The 16,032-nt window shown below is 68.0% G+C and carries 22 protein-coding genes; 9 read left to right on the forward strand and 13 right to left on the reverse strand.

Annotated features, from left to right (window positions below; all coding sequences use genetic code 11):
- Window positions 1–32 precede the first annotated feature (32 nt).
- Together KLK06_RS32205 and KLK06_RS32210 are read left to right on the forward strand one after the other, a co-directional pair.
- Window positions 33–530: a hypothetical protein gene (locus KLK06_RS32205; protein WP_214639441.1), complete on the forward strand. Its 498-nt coding sequence runs from the start codon at window positions 33–35 to the stop codon at window positions 528–530.
- Window positions 531–816: 286 nt separating this feature from the next.
- Window positions 817–1,044 carry a hypothetical protein gene (locus KLK06_RS32210; protein ID WP_214639442.1) on the forward strand — a complete coding sequence of 76 codons (228 nt, stop codon included), beginning with the start codon at window positions 817–819 and terminating at the stop codon, window positions 1,042–1,044.
- Here KLK06_RS32210 and KLK06_RS32215 read toward each other — a convergent pair.
- The 3 genes from KLK06_RS32215 to KLK06_RS32225 form a co-directional block, all read right to left on the reverse strand.
- Window positions 1,032–1,373 carry a hypothetical protein gene (locus KLK06_RS32215; protein ID WP_214639570.1) on the reverse strand — a complete coding sequence of 114 codons (342 nt, stop codon included), beginning with the start codon at window positions 1,371–1,373 and terminating at the stop codon, window positions 1,032–1,034. The genes KLK06_RS32210 and KLK06_RS32215 overlap by 13 nt on opposite strands.
- A gap of 89 nt (window positions 1,374–1,462) precedes the next feature.
- A complete protein-coding gene (locus KLK06_RS32220; protein ID WP_214639443.1) occupies window positions 1,463–1,684 on the reverse strand; it encodes a DUF397 domain-containing protein in 222 nt (73 codons plus the stop codon).
- Window positions 1,671–2,492 carry a helix-turn-helix transcriptional regulator gene (locus tag KLK06_RS32225; RefSeq protein WP_214639444.1) on the reverse strand — a complete coding sequence of 274 codons (822 nt, stop codon included), beginning with the start codon at window positions 2,490–2,492 and terminating at the stop codon, window positions 1,671–1,673. Before KLK06_RS32225 ends, KLK06_RS32220 begins: the two co-directional genes overlap by 14 nt.
- Window positions 2,493–2,606: 114 nt before the next feature.
- Between KLK06_RS32225 and KLK06_RS32230 the strand changes: the two genes are divergently transcribed.
- Both KLK06_RS32230 and KLK06_RS32235 read left to right on the forward strand, forming a co-directional pair.
- The gene (locus KLK06_RS32230; RefSeq protein ID WP_214639445.1) at window positions 2,607–3,035 is read left to right on the forward strand and encodes a hypothetical protein; all 429 of its coding nucleotides are present in this window, start codon (window positions 2,607–2,609) and stop codon (window positions 3,033–3,035) included.
- Between the two features lie 110 nt (window positions 3,036–3,145).
- Window positions 3,146–3,679, forward strand: a complete 534-nt coding sequence (locus KLK06_RS32235) for an ATP-binding protein (RefSeq protein WP_250906377.1) — start codon at window positions 3,146–3,148, stop codon at window positions 3,677–3,679.
- Between the two features lie 93 nt (window positions 3,680–3,772).
- Here KLK06_RS32235 and KLK06_RS32240 read toward each other — a convergent pair whose 3' ends face one another.
- From KLK06_RS32240 to KLK06_RS32250, 3 genes are read right to left on the reverse strand one after another with little or no spacing between them, the layout of a single operon-like run.
- The gene (locus KLK06_RS32240; protein WP_214639447.1) at window positions 3,773–4,162 is read right to left on the reverse strand and encodes a FixH family protein; all 390 of its coding nucleotides are present in this window, start codon (window positions 4,160–4,162) and stop codon (window positions 3,773–3,775) included.
- A 31-nt stretch (window positions 4,163–4,193) separates the two neighbouring features.
- Window positions 4,194–5,528 carry a hypothetical protein gene (locus KLK06_RS32245; protein WP_214639448.1) on the reverse strand — a complete coding sequence of 445 codons (1,335 nt, stop codon included), beginning with the start codon at window positions 5,526–5,528 and terminating at the stop codon, window positions 4,194–4,196.
- Window positions 5,525–6,676 (reverse strand): hypothetical protein, encoded by a 1,152-nt coding sequence (locus KLK06_RS32250; RefSeq protein ID WP_214639449.1) that lies wholly within the window; start codon window positions 6,674–6,676, stop codon window positions 5,525–5,527. The genes KLK06_RS32245 and KLK06_RS32250 overlap by 4 nt, the downstream gene beginning before the upstream one ends.
- Before the next feature lie 100 nt (window positions 6,677–6,776).
- On the opposite strand from KLK06_RS32250, the gene KLK06_RS32255 reads away from it, so the two are divergent.
- From KLK06_RS32255 to KLK06_RS32270, 4 genes are read left to right on the forward strand one after another with little or no spacing between them, the layout of a single operon-like run.
- Window positions 6,777–7,541 (forward strand): ATP-binding cassette domain-containing protein, encoded by a 765-nt coding sequence (locus tag KLK06_RS32255; RefSeq protein WP_214639450.1) that lies wholly within the window; start codon window positions 6,777–6,779, stop codon window positions 7,539–7,541.
- Between the two features lie 5 nt (window positions 7,542–7,546).
- Complete coding sequence (locus KLK06_RS32260) at window positions 7,547–8,494, forward strand: ABC transporter permease (protein ID WP_250906378.1); 948 nt, start codon at window positions 7,547–7,549, stop codon at window positions 8,492–8,494.
- Window positions 8,495–8,504: 10 nt separating this feature from the next.
- Entirely contained in the window at window positions 8,505–9,461 is a 957-nt protein-coding gene (locus KLK06_RS32265) for an ABC transporter substrate-binding protein (protein WP_214639452.1), read from the forward strand.
- A 19-nt stretch (window positions 9,462–9,480) separates the two neighbouring features.
- Window positions 9,481–10,098, forward strand: coding sequence for a TetR/AcrR family transcriptional regulator (locus KLK06_RS32270; protein WP_214639453.1), 618 nt, complete (start codon window positions 9,481–9,483; stop codon window positions 10,096–10,098).
- A 34-nt stretch (window positions 10,099–10,132) separates the two neighbouring features.
- On the opposite strand, the gene KLK06_RS32275 is transcribed toward KLK06_RS32270, so the two are convergent.
- The 5 genes from KLK06_RS32275 to KLK06_RS32295 form a co-directional block, all read right to left on the reverse strand.
- Entirely contained in the window at window positions 10,133–10,399 is a 267-nt protein-coding gene (locus KLK06_RS32275; protein ID WP_214639454.1) for a hypothetical protein, read from the reverse strand.
- 70 nt (window positions 10,400–10,469) lie between these two features.
- Entirely contained in the window at window positions 10,470–11,321 is an 852-nt protein-coding gene (locus KLK06_RS32280) for a helix-turn-helix transcriptional regulator (protein ID WP_214639455.1), read from the reverse strand.
- A gap of 56 nt (window positions 11,322–11,377) precedes the next feature.
- A complete protein-coding gene (locus KLK06_RS32285) occupies window positions 11,378–11,638 on the reverse strand; it encodes a hypothetical protein (RefSeq protein ID WP_214639456.1) in 261 nt (86 codons plus the stop codon).
- An 84-nt stretch (window positions 11,639–11,722) separates the two neighbouring features.
- Window positions 11,723–12,742 (reverse strand): phosphotransferase family protein, encoded by a 1,020-nt coding sequence (locus tag KLK06_RS32290; RefSeq protein WP_214639457.1) that lies wholly within the window; start codon window positions 12,740–12,742, stop codon window positions 11,723–11,725.
- Window positions 12,743–12,798: 56 nt separating this feature from the next.
- Window positions 12,799–13,605: a GNAT family N-acetyltransferase gene (locus KLK06_RS32295; protein ID WP_214639458.1), complete on the reverse strand. Its 807-nt coding sequence runs from the start codon at window positions 13,603–13,605 to the stop codon at window positions 12,799–12,801.
- A 65-nt stretch (window positions 13,606–13,670) separates the two neighbouring features.
- Here KLK06_RS32295 and KLK06_RS32300 point away from each other — a divergent pair, with 65 nt between their 5' ends.
- Window positions 13,671–14,633: an ROK family protein gene (locus KLK06_RS32300; RefSeq protein WP_214639459.1), complete on the forward strand. Its 963-nt coding sequence runs from the start codon at window positions 13,671–13,673 to the stop codon at window positions 14,631–14,633.
- A gap of 66 nt (window positions 14,634–14,699) precedes the next feature.
- Here the strand turns inward: KLK06_RS32300 and KLK06_RS32305 are convergent, their stop codons facing one another.
- A complete protein-coding gene (locus tag KLK06_RS32305) occupies window positions 14,700–15,827 on the reverse strand; it encodes a methyltransferase domain-containing protein (RefSeq protein WP_214639460.1) in 1,128 nt (375 codons plus the stop codon).
- Window positions 15,824–15,952, reverse strand: coding sequence for a hypothetical protein (locus tag KLK06_RS61785; protein ID WP_284735196.1), 129 nt, complete (start codon window positions 15,950–15,952; stop codon window positions 15,824–15,826). Before KLK06_RS61785 ends, KLK06_RS32305 begins: the two co-directional genes overlap by 4 nt.
- Between the last annotated feature and the right edge of the window lie 80 nt (window positions 15,953–16,032).

Genomic DNA, 16,032 nt, shown 5'->3' on the forward strand with positions numbered 1-16,032 from the left:
CATACCGTAACGCTGTCGCGAGGATCCATAGCATGAAGAGGACCGTAACCTTTCTGACGCTCAGCTTCCTGCTGGTGGCCTGTGGCTACGGCAGCCCGGCGCAGATGGGCGCGACCGGGGTCACCGTGACTGCCAACGGGCAGCTCGTGATGGTGACGTCCTGGTGTGCTGGGAGCGCCCCGGATGGAGTGCAGCTCTACCGTTACGACACTGCTGGCGAACTACAGGAACAGGCGGACATCAAGGCGCCGTCGCTGACCGGCGGCAGCGCCTCCCTGAACTTGGAGGAGATACCCGCCGGGTGGTCCCTCCAGGAAGGAAACCTGAAGTTCGAGGACGGGGTGAAGTATAGAGTTGCCGCCTATTCCTCGAAAACTAATGCCATGCTCCGCCCTGTTGATTTCACGACCAAGGTGAAGAAGGATATTCCGCTCGACAGAATTTTGATCCAGGAGTACCTGTCCGACCGTGACAAGAATGTCCTTCTGACTGACGGCGAGTTCAAGGCGCGGGCGCGACTCTATTGCTGAGCAAAGTGTGCTCACGAAAAGAGGCTACAGGGGTCTCGCATCGCGTCACCTTGGTGGCGGCCTCAATGCCGTGCCGGCGGGTCATGACGGCTTGGGCCTTCTTCTCCACTCTCGCGCCTGCGCCTGCCACCCTTGATGCGCTTCTAGCGTTTTCGCTCGTTCGTCAGTAAGAGGGCTCTTCCTCATTTCTTCCGAGGGTAGGGCTGGTTGGTGTGCCGCGACTGAGGAGCGCCGTAGCCTGGCATCATCTGCCTTGCCCTTTCGGACCAAAGGAAGGGCGCACGCAGTGATCGATCTTGGGCCGGACATCCCGCTCTGGTTGAGCGGGATCCTCGCCGTCACGGTTCTCCTTGGGTGGCGGGGCGTCGCTGCCGCCAAGGTGATCAAGGAGTTCATGCCGAGCGGCAGCGCGGATCGCAAGGAGCTTGGTACACGTTTCTTGAGCACCGCCGAGCCCAGGGCCCCGGCGTTGATTCGATTTGTCGAGTTCCGGCATGTTGATCAGATGTTGTAGACGGTGAAGGCGGCATTGTGATCGAGCAGGTCACGGCGGGCATGGGCGGTGTTGGCGCGGTCTGCCAGGCGCATGGTACTGATGACCAGGTTGCGGAAGCTGGCCAGGACTCGGGGTGCGGCACCGGTCCTGACCTGGGAATGGTCCTCGCGGAAGGTGACGTCGCGGACCCAGTGGAGACGATTTTCCACGGTCCAGTGCGCGCGTTCGTAGTGGTTGAGGTGAGCGTACGGCAGGTAACTGTGATCGCCGACTGCATCATCGGTGCCACCTGCCTGGACGGGACCGTGGTGCCCCGCAGGCGGGCAAGCCCCAAGAGTGATCTTCAAGCTCCATCCCTCTGACCGCACGCGAATTGGGGCGGAGCCGGCGGTCGGGGAACCTGGAGTCCAGGTTCCCCGTCGCCTAGAGCGTTCGATCAGGCGATGTCGAATTCGCCGTCGTTGACGCCTACGAGGAAGGCGGTCCACTCCGATGGGGTGAAGATCAACGGTTTGTCGGAGCGGTGCCGGGAGTTACGGACCGCGATCACCCCTGGCAGGTTGGTGGCGACCTCTACGCAGTTGCCGCCGTCCCCGCCGCTGTGGCTGCTCTTTCGCCATTCGGCGTGCTGAAGGTCGGGGGTGTCATTGTGGGCCATGCGTCATCACGTCCTTGATGATGTTCAACGATAGATGGTGCGGATAGGCCTCTGAGCGGACGTAATCGTAACGCCGCAGAACGCCGGAGATAATGGCCCGATCCTCATACGCTCGTCCGTGTGGTTGCGACTCCACGTACACCGTCGATGGTGTCCCGTGTCGCTCGGCGATGATCAGTCCGCCGAGCAGTCCCGCGTATGCACCAGCGTTGTACGGCACGACCTGTACGGAGATTTGGCGATGCTGCGCCAGATCCAGGATGTGGGCGAGCTGATTTCGCATCACCTCGGCGCCCCCGACCGGTCTGCGCAGGACTCCCTCGTCCATGATGGCGGTGACCGTCGGCGGCTTGTCCCTCGTCAAGACCCTTTGACGCTGCATGCGGGCTTCGGCGCGTTCGTCTACCTCCTTGGGAGTGATCCCGGGCTCGGCGGCGAACAGTGCGCGCGCGTACGCCTCGGTTTGCAGGAGTCCGGTCACCAGCATCGGCTCCCAGCTGCGTAGCGCTGTCGCTTCCTGTTCCTCATCGAGCCATGCGCGGAAATGTTCGGGGCTGCCAGCCCAGGTCGTACGGACGTACAGCTGGCCGAACTCCTCAACGCCGAACTCGGTATCGAGTAGGTCGGCGAGATGCTGCGTCGGGCGGCGCCGACCCTGCTCGACCATGCCGATCTGGCTTTCGGAGTAGCCGAGCCGGTCGGCCAGATCGCGTTGTGTCAGCCCGCCCGAGGTGCGGAGCCGCCGAAGTAGGTAGGCGAACGCGGCCCGCGGGCTCTCGTCCGGGTCAATCTCCGCTGATCTGGACATAGACATCCAACCGTGACTCTTCGTGTTGGAACTACTACGAAGCAAGCCTACAAAGAGTGTGGTGTTGCTGTGGGGTGATTCTGCTATCACTCTCTGTTCACCATTGTCATTCTGGTGAAGGTCAACCCAGCCGGAGAGCGAGGTAAGAACGTGAACGCCCACAAGCCCACCGTCCAACCCGTGGGCGCGCAGCCGACCTCATCACTCGCGGAGGAATGCGCCGCCGAGCTCATCCAGACCCTTGCTCGGCAGCACAACATCCCTGCGCTCGCTCTGCCACTACGAGGCGACCAGGTCATCATCTCGATCTACATCGGCCTGCTGGTCTACACCGACGGGACTCGGCTCTGGTGGCTCGTCCCCAACGCCCGTGAGCGCCCCACGCCGCTATGGACATACGCCGTCACTGTCCAGGCCGCAGCGGAACGGCTCGCCGCCCACTACCACGAACTGGGCCGTCGCCCTTTGGCCGAGTTGCTACCCGCCACTGGCAGGGAGATATGGCGCGGAGCCGCCTACCTCGTCCACAACCCGCGCCCATAAACGCTGGCAGGCCCCCGTTGGGCACGTGGACGCCCCCGTGGTGCCCGCATGCCTGACGGGAGTTACCAGCACACCCATTCACAGCCACCGATACTGAACGGTACGTGATCATGGCGTTCACGCTCAGCTTCCTCAAACGCTTCCGTAGGTCTTTCCACAAGCCAGATGCCGCGCCCAAGTACCTCTACCACCCGCCGACGTGGTCACCGGGCGGCCGGATGGCGAGCCCCGCGCATGTCGAGCAGGCCCTGCACTGGGACCTGTCCGATGATCCAGCCATCATCGGACAGGCTCGCGATCTGGTCCGCGAAACCCTCACCTCGTGGAATCTGCACGACCTGATCGACGACATCACTCTGGTTATCAGCGAGTTGGTCACCAATGCCCTGATCCACGGAGCCCCTCCGATCAGGCTGTGCTTGGGCCTAACCCCCGAGGCGGTGACCGGGTACGTCTATGACCAGGGCGCTGGACGACCTCGATGCCTCACGGTCCGGCACGACTCAGACCATGGCCGCGGCCTGTCGATCGTGGCTGCTCTCACGGACGAATGGCGGTACGAACCGGCCCCCTGCGGTACGGGGAAGACCATCTGGTTCAGCCGCACTCTGGAACCCGCATCCCCGCCACCGCACTCTACGTAAGAGTCCGGTGGTAGAAGAGGACATGCCTCGAAGGACTGTAAGAAGAAAACCGTACGGTCCCGGCGCCGCCATCCTGCATTTGCCGTCCTCCTTTCAGCCGGTGATCGGCGCGTTCACGGTCAGCGTCTCCTCGCCCACAGGCCCGTTCAGCCGGATCGAGAGCTCCCAGACGCCGGTCATCGGGAACAGCTCGCCCTCGGCGACGAAGTGGCCGGGTTCCGGCTCCCGGGCGGTGATCTCCGGCATGGCGTGACCCATCGCGGGCATCACCGCGGACACGGCCACGCCGTCCGGGTCGCCCGAAGTCAGCCGTACGTCCACGGTGACGCGTCCCGTGGTCGGCCGGTCGATCGAGACGGTGCCCGTGTAGCGCGTTCCCGTGATGGTCTGACGGAGCGGGTCGGGGGTTGAGCTTCTGCCCACGATGAAGAACGTCACCACCGCGACCGCGAGGACCGTCACGGCCACGGCCGCCCGCCTCACGAGTGGGTCTCCGATGCCGTGACGTCCCGCCTCATGACGGGCTTCCCGATGCCGTGACGTCGACGGTGAAGGGCATGGTCACGATGCGGTCGGTGGTCGCGTACTGGGCCCAGGCGAAGTATCGTCCCGCTGACGGGAAGCTGAAGGTGAAGCTGAGTCGGGGGCCGGGGGAGCCCATCTCGTGTATGTGGCCGAGGAAGGTGCCGTCCTGGCTGCGTACGATCAGATGGCCGGTCATGCCCAGCCAGGGGCGCACGGTGCCCGACGTGCCGAGTTCGATCGTCGTCGGGCGGCCCGCGACGGGAGCGGCGGGTCGCAGGAGCGGCGCGGCGGCCTCAACAGGCGTCTCCGCCGCGTCAGATGGGACAGACGTGTCAGACGCGACAGGGTCGCCGACGTTGAACGACCCGGTGACGAGCTGTCCGCCGGAGTCCTCACGCTCTAGCTCGGCATAGGCCAGATATCGGCCCGGCCGGTCGGTCCGCATCCTGACCTCCAGCCGCCCCGGCGCCGTGCGCAGCGGGTGCACGTGGCGGAAAAAGCGCCCGTCCTCGCTGGTCACGACCACGTGGGCGAGGGCCTCGTGGTGGAGGACGAGATCGTCCACGGGCCGTCCGGTGGATCCGTCGATGAGGTCGAACCGCAACGTGAACTCCGCTCCGGAAGCCGGGCGGGCCGGGACCGTCGCCACCCGGCCCTGCGTGAACGGGCGGCCACCGGTCTGCGCCCCGGCCGCCGCCCCCACAGTCGTGCCCGCAGTCGCCGCCACCGTGGGTGCGGCGCCGTCGGGTGGGGCAGCGGGCAGCATCGGCTCGAAGACGACGACCATGGCGGCGACCGTCAACCCCACCGCGGCGCCGCCGGCCAGCAGCATTGCCGGACCGGGACGGGCCAGTGCCCCGGTGAGCAGGCCGCCCACCAGCAGCAGGGCCGCCACGAGCAGGCCGCCGTAGATCAGCAGTTCTCCCGCCGACCCGCGGTCCACCAGGACGCGGAACGGCAGCACGGCGACCTCGTTCCCGGCCCGCAGGGTGAGCTCGTGCGGGCCGGTCGCGTCCACTTTGAGCTGAACGTACTGGGGGTCCCGCGCCGCCCGCGCCACGCCCGTCACCGTACGGCCGTCCGCGACCGAGCGCACCTCCAGGCCGACCGGCAGGTCGGTCACCGGCCCAAAGGCGATGACACCGATCCGCAACGGCCCGGGCACCCGCGTCGTCCCCTTGATCACAATCGTGAGCTCCGCGCCCGCGATCGTCTGGGCGATCCGCAGATCCGCGCCGGCCGTGACATTGTGCGCGGCGGCCGGAGCGGCGCCCGCCAGCGTCAGGACCGCAACGAGAAGGAGGACCCGGAGGACTCGGATCATGCCCGGTCGGAGTCGGCCGCGCCGGACGGAACCGGCTCGGCAGCGGCCGCGCTGTGCGCAACCGGATCGGCCCCGCCGGACGGAACCGGCTCGGCGGTGACCGCGTTGGGCAGGAACAGCGCCCCGAGCGCCAAGCCGATCAGCCCGGCCACGATCGGCGCCCCGGTCCACAGCTCCGGGATGGCGGGCAGCCCACCGGCTGCCACCGACGCGGCCCCCATGTACAGCGACCACGTGAGGAAGCCCGACAACCCGGCGAACGCCCAATAAGCGCCCCGTCGCTCGCCCGAGGGCCGCAGCCAGCGGATCAGCAGGTCGCTCACGAGACCCGCGGCCACGAACGTCAGCAGGATCGGCAGGTTCTCGAACGCGGTCTGCGCGCCCGACATCAGGATGCCCACCGCGTGCAGGATGGTCACGCTGCCGAACGGCAGGCGCCAGCGACGCGCCAGCAGCAGTACGGGGGCGAGCGTGACGACGTTGCTGATGACCATGGCGCTGGCCAGTCGGTCGGCGTGCACGCCCTCCACGGCGGAGAACGCCTCGACGATGCCCGGCGCGCTCCACTGCAGGGCGTCGGCGTACCCCAGGAACAGCGACACCAGCGTGGTGGCGAACGCCAGCCCGATCAGCGCCGGGAGCAGCCGGCCGAGCGAGGGCCGCGGGCCCAGGTCGGGGGCGTTCCACGCGGAGCGGAGCGGTGTGGTGATGATGAGCATCATCGTCACGATCAGCCCGAGATGCGAAGGGCTGAACAGGATGTCGATGGTGGTCTCGATGCCGAGGAAGGTGTGCCACATCAGGTCGGCGAGACCGAACACGGCGAACGCGGGCACCGCGAGCAGCCCGGCCAGATAGCCCGTGGGCACCGCCGCAACCCCTTGGCGGCCGGTCCGGACGTTACGCCACACCTGCCAGATGATCCAGCCGGAGACCGCGGCGAATCCCGAGTAGAACGCCGCGTGCCACGGCGTGAAGAACGTCTCCAACTGCGTCAGGTTCGTGTGCGCCCACGCGTCGATCATCAACCCGATGCCGAACCAGACCCCCAGCAGCGCGGTGACCAGGTCCGTCCTCGGTGACACCCACCCGCGTTGCTCCCCCGAGTCCGCGAGTAATCGCCGTATTCCGGCGTTGTCCAAAGCCATGTCGAGGCTCCTCTCTTCTAGATCAAATCTTGGCAGACGTGGCTGGGAGTCGCGTAGATCGGGGGTTGACAACGATGTCATCCCCGCTCTTGATAGTGCTATGTCCGCACCGCTGCTGGAAGCCCGCGGGATCGTCAAGAGTTACGGCCAGGTCGAGGCGCTGCGTGGCGCGGACTTCACCCTGTTACCCGGCGAGGTCGTGGCGCTGATCGGCGACAACGGAGCGGGCAAGTCCACGCTGGCGAAGATCCTCTCGGGCGCCGAGCGGCCGGACTCGGGGGAGATCGCCGTGGACGGCGAGCCGGTCGTGTTCGGGTCTGTCGAGGAGGCCAGGAGCGCCGGGATCGAGACCGTCTACCAGGACCTCGCGCTCTGCCCGGACCTGAGCCCGGCGGGCAACTTCTTCCTCGGCAGGGAACTGCTCAAACCGGGCCTGCTCGGCCGGCTCGGAGTGCTCGACAACGCCGCCATGCGCGGCCGTACCAAGGAGGCCTGTGAACGGCTCGGCGTCCAGCTCAAGTCACAGGCCGCGCCCGTCTCCACGCTGTCGGGCGGGCAGCGGCAGGGCGTCGCGGTCGCGCGCGCGGTGACCTGGGCCAAGCGGGTGGTGTTCATGGACGAGCCGACCGCCGCGCTGGGCGTTCTGCAGACCCAGCGGGTGCTCGACCTCATCCGCGGTGTACGCGACTCGGGCGTGGCCGTCGTGCTGATCAGCCACAACATGCAGGACGTGAAGGCCGTCTCGGATCGGGTCGAGGTGCTGCGGCTGGGCCGGCGGGTGGCCAGGTTCGACACCGCGAGGGTGTCCATGGAGGACCTGGTGGGGGCCATGACGGGCGCGATTGAGCACGAGAACGGCAGGTGAACGCCATGGACCGGGTGCGGTTGCGGGACCGGCAGGTGGTGTGGATCGCGGCCGTGCTGGCCCTGCTGCTGCTGACCTTCTCGGTGCTGCGGCCGGGCAGCTTCGCCACCTCCTTCAACCTGCTGAACCTGGTCAGCGACGCCGCCATCCTGCTGCTCCTGGCCACCGGCATGACGTACGTGATCATCACGGCGGGTATCGACCTGTCGGTCGGCGGGGTGCTGGTGTTCTCGGCCGTGGCCGCGACGAAGATCATGGAGACCACCGGCTCACTGCTGCTCGGCGCGGCGAGCGCCGTACTGACCGGGCTGGCCTGGGGCCTGCTGAACGGCGTTCTGGTCGCCAAGGGCCGGATCCCGGCGCTGATCGTGACGCTCGGCACGCTCGGCATGTCGCTCGGCGGCGCGCTGCTGCTGACGGGCGGCGTGGACCTGCGCGCGCCCGGTGACCTCAACCTCGGACTGGGGCTGGCGCGCTGGCTCGGCGTGCCGCAGATCGCGTGGATCTGCGCCGCGATCACCGCCGTGCTCGCCCTCGCGCTGGCGCGCACCCGCTTCGGCCGCCACACGTACGCGATCGGCTCCAACGCCGAGGCGGCCCGCCGCGGCGGCGTGGCCGTGAACAGGCACCTGATCAGGGTGTACGGCCTGGCGGGGCTGCTGGCGGGCCTGGCCGGATATCTGTCGCTCGCCAAGTACGGGATCACCGGCGTCTCCGCCCACTCCACCGACAACCTGCAGGCCATCGCGGCCGTGGTGATCGGCGGCACCTCGCTGTTCGGCGGCGTCGGGACCGTGGTCGGGACTGTCATCGGGGTGTTCATCCCGGTGGTGCTGCAGAACGGGTTCCAGATCCTCGGGGTGCGGCCGTTCTGGCAGCAGGTGGTGGTGGGCGCCGTGCTCGTCGCCGCCGTCTATGTCGACCAATGGCAGCGCGGCAGGCGCGACCAGTAAGGAGACGACCATGCGCAAGGCTTTGGCACTCGCGACGCTGTTGCTCACCGTCGCGGCCTGTGGTGGTGGGACGACAACCCAGAGTGGGCCCATCAAGATAACGCTCATCCAGGGCCTGGCGGGGGAGGAGTTCTACGAGACCATGGCGTGTGGCGCCAAGGCCAAGGCCAAGGAGCTGGGCGTGCAGCTCGACGTACAGGGGCCGCAGAAGTTCGACCCGACGCTGCAGACGCCGATCGTCAACTCGGTCATCGCCGGCAAGCCCAGCGCCATACTGATCGCGCCGACCGACGTGAAGGCCCTCATCGCGCCGCTCACCCAGGCCAAGCAGCAGGATATCAAGATCATTCTGGTGGACACGGTGGTCGAGGACCCGAGCATCGGCCTGTCCAGGATCAGCAGCGACAACGTCAAGGGCGGCGCCGCCGCCGCGAAGGCGCTGGCCGAGCAGATCGGCGACAAGGGCAAGGCGCTGGTCATCTCCACCGATCCGGGCGTCAGCTCGGTGGACGCCCGGATCAAGGGCTTCGAGGAGGAGATCAAGGCGAACCACCCGGGGATCTCCTACCTCGGCGTGCAGTACTCGCACAACGACGTCAGCGAAGCCTCCAAGATCGTCAACGCGGCGCTGGCCAAGGACCCGGACCTGGCCGGGATCTTCGCCACCAACCTCAACTCGGCCACCGGCGCCGGCTCCGCGCTCCAGCAGGCGGGCAAGCTGGGCAAGGTGAAGATGGTCGGCTTCGACGCCGGTCCCGCACAGGTCAAGCAGCTCCAGGACGGGGTCGTGTCGGCCCTGATCGCCCAGTTGCCCGGCGAGATCGGCGCGAAGGGCGTCGAGCAGGCCGTCGCCGCGGTGAAGGGCCAGCCGGTCACCGCCTCGATCCCGACCGACGCCACGATCGTCACCCAGCAGAACCTGACCAGCCCCGAGATCCAGAAGGTGCTCTACAAGGCAGGCTGCTGAAGGCCGATAGGCTGGCCCGGTGCGGAGGACGAGCCGGGCCGAGCAGGCTGACCAGCGCAGGGCGGAGCTCCTGGAGGCCACTCGCAAGGTGGTCCTGGAGCGCGGCCTGGCCAACACCCGGATCGCCGACATCGCCAAGTCCATCAACGTCAGCGGCGGCCTGATCCACTATCACTTCGCCACCAAGGAAGAGCTGATCACCGCCATGCTGCGGGCCACCCTCGACATCGAGGGCGCCCGCCTGGCGGAGCTGGTGGCCGGCCCCGGCACCGCGATCGACCGCTTGGACCGAGTTCTGCGCTACTACATCCCCGAGTCCCGCTCCGACCAGAGCTGGCTCTTGTGGATCGACGCCTGGAACACCGCCCTCCGCGAGCCGACGGTCAGCGAGATCATGCTGGACCTCGAATCGGCCTGGCTGGCGGCCCTGACCCAGGTCCTCGCCGAGGGCACGGAGTCGGGCGAGTTCAGCTGCGCGGACCCGGCGGCCTCGGCCGAACGCATCGACGCCATGCTGGACGGCCTGATCATCCGCTACACCCTCCATCCGGCGGTCCTGACCCGCTCCCGCCTGCTGGACCACGCGCGCACGGCAGCGGCCAGAGAAGCCGGCATCGAGCCGACGGCCTTCACATAAGGAAGGCGCTTTCCCAGGTGGTCTAAAAAAAGAGCTACGCCGGCAGCGCGGCGAGGAGGAAGGCAAGCCGGGCAGCGGCACCTTCGACGTCGTCCGTCGTCCCGAGCCGGTAGCCCCACGAGGTGATGAAACTTCCACCCTCGGACAGGGTGACGGTTTCGGCCAAGGTGGCGGAGAAGCGATTGCGCACCGACACATAGGCGGGGTCGCTGGAAAGAGCGAGATTCTGTACCGCCAGGTCGGCGTGACGTCCCGCGTACCACGCGAACTGCTCAAGGTTGAGCGCGGTATCAAGCATCATGCGTCACCTCCGCAACGTCTCCGCGACAGAATTGCACGATCTTGTGGCGGGAGGCAAGCAATTGCGGCGGTTAATGTGAGGATTGTTTTCGATAATCGTCAAGAATGCTGATGATGACGTCCCGGCCGCCCTCGTCGAACTCCGCGCACTTCGCGTAGTCCTCGAAGGCCCGCACGTAGAAGGCGATGTCGTCGGGGTCCCGCAGCACCAGGTCCTTCGTCATGGTGGCCAGGCCGATCATGGCCTCGTTGTAGATCCAGAACCCGTTGATCGGCGACGAGGGGATCTCGGTGGTGAACGGGATCACCCCGAACTCCACGTTCGGCAGCGTGCTGACCGCCAGCAGCCGGTCGAGCTGGCCGTGCATGACGTCGAGCGGGGCGATCCGAGTGCGCAGCGCCGACTCCGTCACCACGAACCTGAACGTGCGGCTCCGGTCATAGAGGATCTCCTGGCGCTGCATGCGTACCCGGACCGCCGCGTCGATCTGGTCGGCGGCGCTGTAGAGGCGCTTGACCTTGCGGAACACGTGCCTGGCGTACTCGGAGGTCTGCAGCAGCCCGATCACGATCGCCGGCTCGAACACCCGGAAGAGCTTGGTGCGCGCCTCCAGATCCCGGATGTCCTCCTGGAGCGCGGCCAGGCCGCTGCGGTGCCGCTGTTTCCAGTCGTCGTGCCGCTCCAGCAGCGCGATGGACTGCCTGATCAGGTCGTCCGCCGTGTCCGGAGGCGCGTTCACGGCGGCCGCCCAGACGACCACGTCGTCCTCTGTGGCGGTCTGCCGGGCGTTCTCCAGGCGCGACACCTTCGACGGCTGCCATCGCAGCCTTTCGGCCAGCTCTTTGCCCGAAAGGTGAGCGGTCTCGCGCAGCTGGCGTAGCTGGCTGCCGAGGTCGATGCGCGCCTGCTGAAACGACGTCACCGCATGAGGCTAGACGGGGTTGCGTGGATCATGCCAGACCCGGTTTGCAATTGTGATCAATCGGTCGCGAAGGGTGTCTCATCGCTGCTGGGGAAAGCGGTTGCCGGGGTATCGGACAGGACCCGGCGGGCTATTTCGGTGATGAGCTCGCGGGGAACCTCCACCGCCGTCTCGCCATCGAGCACGTCGCGGAGATCCGCGAGCGCTTCTTTGTCGGTGAGTTCGAGGCCCTGGATGACGATCGTGCCCCGGTCCGTCTCGTACAGGGTGGGGCAGGCGCCCGCCTCCGATGTGGAGCCGAGGAACCGCATGCGCATGACTATCCTTCCCCGAGTATTGCAATTGCGCGCAATTGTACGACTCGGGCGGATATATGTGATCGTTTTGGGAAAAATAGGTATTTAGGGACGGTCGAGAAGCCCCTCCATGAACTCCTGGGCCCTCGCGAACAGAGCAAGCGTGGTGGCGTGCAGCAGGTCGCCGATGTCCTTGGGGGCCTGGCCGGCGCAGGCCCTGGCGTGGCTGCCCTCCAGCACGATGCCCAGCTTGAAGCAGGCCAGCACGGCGTACCAGTCGATGGCCGACAGGTCGCGCTCGGACAGCGCCGTGTAGTAGGCGACGAGTTCGGCCGGCTGCGGCAGGCCCGGGACGTGGTCGTTGTTCGACGGCCAGGTGGCCAGCAGCCAGCCCAGGTCGAGCAGCGGGTCGCCGATCGTGCACATCTCCCAGTCGACGATCGCCGCCACGCGCGGGCCGTCGTGGGCGAACATCAGGTTCGCGAAGTGATAGTCGCCGTGCATGACCCCCGGCGTGAACGCCGCGGGCCGGTGCCGCTCCAGCCACTCGGCCGTCTCGGCGAGATGCGGGATGTCGGGTCCGGGGTAGCCGTCGAGGCGGCCATAGGAGTCGAGCTCCTTGAGCCAGCGCGGCACCTGCCGTTCCAGGAACCCGTCGGGCCGGCCGAAGCCGGGCAGCGCGGCCGGATCGACGCGCCCCAGCTCGGCCAGCGCGGCCGCCGCCTCCAACCCCATCCGATGCCGGATCGCCGGATCGGAGGCGTGCGGCTCGGGCAGCCCGGTCGACGGGTTGAACCCGTCGACCGGCTCCATCAGGTAGAAGACCGGCTCGTCCGCCGTCTGCGCGGCCACCAGCCTCGGCGCGGGCACCGGCGTGTCACGCAGCACCGCGAGCACCCGCGCCTCCCGGCGCAGCACCTCGTTGCTCTTCTGCCGGGCGTGCAGGGGAGGTCGGCGCAGGATGTACGGGGTGCCGCCGCGCTCGAAGCGGACCATGACGTTCTGCGTGCCGCCGAGGACCGGGGCGGCGCCGCTGATGACGCCGCCCGGCAGGCCCTGAGCGTCCATCCAGGCTCCGAGCGCGCCGAAGTCGATGGCGCCGACGTCGATGTGGGTGGAGGTCATCGCCGCCCTTTTGTAGAATGATGTTCTAGTACCCTACGAGACCCCCGTTCGAGCGGTCAACCGAGCGCCTGCATGAACGGCAGGAACTGACGGCTCCTGTCGCCGGGGAGTTCGCCGCCCAGCACCATGAGCGAGACCTGCCACGGGTTGCCGATGCCGTGCTCACCCGCCCACCTGACCAGGCCGTCCTTGGCCAGGTCGAGATCCAGTCGTACGACGCCGCCCACGTGCAGGGCCAGGTCGCCGATCAGCGCCTCGGCGGTCTCCTGGTCCCGCGCCACGACCGGTCCGATGACGACGCTGTCGTCGTTGCGCCACGCCTGGCCGAAACCGCCTTCGGCGACCCGCACCTGCTCCCCGAAGCCGAACATGCGGCGCAGCAGCGCCGACCGGTCCGTGCCGAACACCTCCGCGTCCAGCGCCAGGATCGCGTCGAGGTCCTCCGCCGTGGCGGGCCGGGTTCTTCCGGAACGCTCGCCCCGGAAGACGCCGGTGTGCTTGGCGACCCGGCCGACGGTACGGAAGCCGAGCCGCTCGTACAGCGGGCGCCCGTTCTCGGTCGCGTGCAGCGAGACGACGCGGTCTCCCGCCTGCTGCAGCACGTGCTCCATCAGCTTGCCCGCCAGCCCCTGCCTGCCGTATCTGGAGGCGGTGAGGACCATGCTGATCACGGCATGGTCGTGGCCGTAGCGGGTCAGGATGGTCGTCGCGGCCAGGCCGTCCCCGTCGGGCGCGTCGATCCCGTACACCTCGCCGACTTCGAACAGCAGCCCCCACTTGTGCCGCTCGGGCAACCACTCGCGGTCCTGGGCCAGCCGGGCGCAGTCGTCCAGGTCGGTCGGGGAGAGCAGACGCGGGTTCATGTTGGACATCCTTCTGGTTCCCGGCCGCTCGTTCAAAACGATTTACTGGGAGCGTGGAGTGTGTTGTGGCGGTTGATGTGGGTGGGACGACGATCAAGGGCGGCCTCGTCGGTCGCGACGGGACTCTGTTGTACGTGGAGCGCCGGGCCACGCCGCGCGCCGAGGGCCCGGAACGGGTGATCGCCGCCATCTCGGCCTTCGTCACGGACCTGTCCCGCCCGCGCCGGGTCGGCACTTCTGCGGAGCCTGTTGAGCTGAGTCCTGTCGCGGTGGGGCTGGCCGTGCCGGGGCTGGTGACGGCGACGCACGCGGTGTTCTCCGCCGCCTTCGGCTGGCGTGACGTCCCCATGGAGGCGTTCACCCAGGTGAGCCTGCCGGTCGCACTCGGCCACGACGTCCGTTCGGCGGGAGAGGCCGAACTGGCGTACGGCTCCGGAACGGGCACGGACGCCGACGTCCGCACGGGCTCGACCACCAGCAGCGGCACCCCCTCCAGCTCCGGTGTCGGTGCCGGAGATGTGCTGTATCTCCCCATTGGCACGGGTATCGCGGGCGCGGTGGTCCTGTCCGGGAGTCTGTACGGCGGGGCGGCCGGCTGGGCGGGCCAGATCGGCCACATCCCGGTATGGCCCGACGGAGTCCTCTGTGGCTGTGGCCAGCGCGGCTGCCTGGCGGCGTACGCCTCGGCCTCGGCCATCGCGGCCCGCTGCGGTGAGGACTCCGCCGCCGACGTGGTCGCCCGCGTCGCGACGGGAGACGTCCAGGCGACAGAGGTGTGGAACGAGGCGGTGGAGGCGCTGGCCCTGGCCCTGGCGACGTACACCTTGCTGCTCGACCCCGCCCTGGTCGTCATCGGCGGCGGCCTCTCGCTGGCTGGCGACGTCCTGATCGAGCCCCTATGCGACCGCCTGTCGGCCTTGCTCACCTTCCGCCATCCGCCCGCCCTGCGCGTCTCCGCCCTCGGCGTCCACGCGGGCCTCATGGGCGCGGGCCTCCTGGGCTGGCGTGCCCAGGAGGCCCGCCCATGAGCTACTGAGTGCGGTCGGCGAACACCGCGCTACCGGTCACCACGAGCGTCCGGGAAGCGTGCTCGGTCAGCCCACGACACGCTCTGGTGTGTCCAGCCAGATGCGCTGGCCCTCGGCGGTGACCGTCATCCCGAAGCGGTCACGACCGGGCTCACCCCAGCTCACCCACTGGAAGTAAGCGTCCACGGCCTCCTGCCAGACGGCACGGTCGCCGATCTGGAAGGCCTCGTACTGCTCACGCTTCGGCTCCCAGGTCGCCGCCGCCCACTGGTCGCTGCCGCCCATGACCCACATGCGATGGAAATCATCCTCGCGGTAGGTATGAGAGTGCAGGCCGGTCAGCGCGGAGATCGCCAGGTCGGCCCCCGCCGGGGCGTAGGCGAGGGTGCGCGGGTCGATCCTGGTGGTGAACGGGCGTGCCTGGTCGGGGTCCGTGTCGCCGACTTCGACCGGCCGCTGGGAGCGCATCATCATGTACGAGGCGAAGCCGGGGAAGCGGCCGATCGCCGTGCCGTCCGGCCTGACCACGAGCCGTAGCGCGTGGTTGAGGCCGAAGCCGGGACAGTATGGGGCGACGATCACCGCGCCGGGCCGGGACTGCTCGATCCAGGCGTAGGGCACGGTGTGGATGCCGCACGTGACATGCACCCGATCGAAGGGGGCTCGCTCGGTTAGGCCGTCCGCGCCATCGCCGACGACCAGGTACGGCTGCGCTCCGGCGGCGGTGAGGTTCTTGACCGCCTGCTCCGCAGTCGCCGTGTCGATCTCGATCGAGGTGACGTTGGTCTCGCCGACCACATGAGAGAGCAGGGCGGCGGTCCAGCCGGTGCCGGTGCCCACCTCGAGCACCCGGTGGCCGGGTTCGGGGTCCAGCCATTGGAGCAGGTCGGCTACGGTGCTGGGCGCGGAACCCGCCGAGGTGGCGCCGGTGGCACCGAGCCGGATCTCGGTAGCACCGTCGTCGAGTTGGGTGACGAGCGTGCTGTCGGAGTAGACGACCTCCCACCAGGTGTCGGGGTCAGCATCGCGGTCGATGATGCTCTCACGCTCGCCCAGCCCCACGAACGCCTGCGCGATCGATGGGATGAACAGGTGGCGGGGAACGGCGCGCAGCGCGCCGAGCACCCACTCGCTGCGTGCGGAAACGGCCCTGATCTCGTCGATCATCCGCTCGATTCGGCCGGGGTTGTTCACTTCTTGCCCCCGTTGTCCCCCTTGCCGCTGTGTTTGCCGTCTCCGCCACCCAACGTGTCACCGCCCTTGGGTTTAGGGGGAATGTATGGCTTGTGCTTCTTGGCATCGCCTTCGTGCTTGCCCATGTCGATCTCCGTCGTCTCGCCCAGCCACCCCGTTGTAACGGTACGACTACAGAATGAGACTGGGCAAGCGGATTCGGCCC

Source organism: Nonomuraea sp. NEAU-A123, from assembly GCF_018603905.1.
Lineage (GTDB): Bacteria > Actinomycetota > Actinomycetes > Streptosporangiales > Streptosporangiaceae > Nonomuraea.